Annotated in this window: 1 protein-coding gene and 1 pseudogene; both read left to right on the top strand. The window is 36.0% G+C overall.

Features of this window, described 5'->3' with window-relative positions; all coding sequences use genetic code 11:
- On the top strand, positions 1-1354 hold a 1354-nt coding region (locus ACY65O_RS08850), incomplete at its 5' end, for a TonB-dependent receptor plug domain-containing protein (protein ID WP_462220494.1).
- Between the two features lie 146 nt (positions 1355-1500).
- Positions 1501-1992: pseudogene (locus ACY65O_RS08845) on the top strand (hypothetical protein); the annotation flags it as partial.

The following is a 1992-nucleotide window of genomic DNA, read 5'->3' as shown; positions in this document are numbered from 1 at the left end:
AGTAGTTGTAGTAGGTTATTCAACGCAAAGAAGAAGAGACGTTACTGGTAGCGTACAAACCATAAGTGCAGACAGATTGGAAACAGTAGCTCAACCAAATATTGTTAATTCCTTAGCAGGTAAAGTTGCAGGTGTACAAGTAACTTCATCTTACGGATTTGCTGGTGCAAGCACATCTGTACAAATTCGTGGCCAAAATTCTTTCATGGCATCTGCCGGAACATTCTATGTAGTTGATGGCGTAACACAAACTTCAATTAACCATATCAATCAAAAAGAAATTGCAACTATTGATATTTTAAAAGATGAAAAGGCAACAGCAGTATTTGGTGCTGCCGCAGCAAACGGAGCAGTGATCATCACCACAAAAAATTTCAAACCAGATTCTTCGTATAAAAAAATTCGGGATAAAATTGAAACAGAAAATATTGCTGAAGAGCCTGCAAAACCAAATTTTAATATCGAAACATTCGATTACCTGAAAGAAATTAAACTAACTGAAAAAGTAAACCGCTATGTAAAATATTTAGCACTACGCCAGTATTATATCAGCAGGCCCACTTATTTTTTTGATGTAGCCACATACTTTTTAAAAACAGGCGATAAAGCAAATGGCCTTACCATTCTCAGCAATTTGGCAGAGTTAGAAAATGGCAGTTACGAATTGTACAAAATGCTGGGCTATAAATTAAAAGAAGCCCGTGAATACGAAGGTGAATTATCAGCTTTTAAAAAAGTAAAAGAATTACGCCCTAACGATCCGCAGAGTTACAGGGATTGTGCACTGGCTTATTTGGATTTAGGAAATTACCAACAGGCATTGGATATGCTATACGACGGCATGACAAAAAGTTACAGTAATGAAATGGACAGAATGTACAGCGGCATTGAAGAAATATTTCTAACAGAGATCAGCCGCATCATTGCATTACACAAAAACGAATTGAATCTTAAAAACATTGATAAAAAAATAAATATTCCCATGCCATCCGACGTAAGAGTGGTAATGAACTGGAATATGAACAACACCGATATTGATTTGTGGGTAACTGATCCCAATGGTGAAAAATGTTTTTACAGTCATAAAACAACAGCAATGGGTGGCCGCATATCCGATGATTTTACCGAAGGCTTTGGCCCCGAACAGTTTTTATTAAAAACTGGTGCTAAAGGAAAATATAAAATTCAAATAGATTATTACAGCGATACACAGGCTACACTTGCAGGCCCCACAACCATTATGGCAGAAATTTATTTGCACTATGGAACAACTAAAGAAGTAAAAAAGATTGTAACACTGCAAATGCAAAAAGAAAAAGAAGGTGAAGTATTTATTGGAGAGGTAGAGTTGTAAATTAAATTTTGCTACGGGTTAGGGTTGCCAATTTTTTATAGGTTGACAACCCTTTACATTTCTGTAACAATTTAAATTACACCCGCTATGAGCTATAGCAAATGGCTCATACTTTTTTAAGTACATTTGCATGCTTAAAAGTAAACATGCAATTAACACCGGTAACTAATAAAAATACTGCAGATCAATTTTTACAGGTAGCAGTAAAATTATATAAAGATGATGCCAACTGGATCCGTCCGCTGGATAAAGATATTAATGAAGTATTCGACAAAAATAAAAATAAAGCCTTTCGTTTTGGAGAAGTGGAAAGATGGATTTTAAAAGATGAAAAAGGAAATTTAACCGGCCGCATTGCAGCCTTCATCAACAAAAAATATAAAAATAAAGGCGATGAAGTAACAGTTGGCGGCGTTGGTTTTTTTGAATGCATAAATAACCAGGCCGCCGCAAATTATTTATTAGATACTGCCAAAAATTGGCTGCAGCAAAAAGGAATACAGGCAATGGATGGCCCCATAAATTTTGGCGAACGGGATCGTTGGTGGGGGATGGTTACAAAAGGTTTTACCGAACCATTATATTGCATGAATTATAATCCCCCACATTACGTTACCCTCTTCGAAAACTATGGCTTT

Source organism: Ferruginibacter sp. (assembly GCF_031430955.1).
Taxonomy (GTDB): Bacteria; Bacteroidota; Bacteroidia; order Chitinophagales; family Chitinophagaceae; genus Ferruginibacter.
This window is presented reverse-complemented; position numbering and strand designations above follow the sequence as displayed.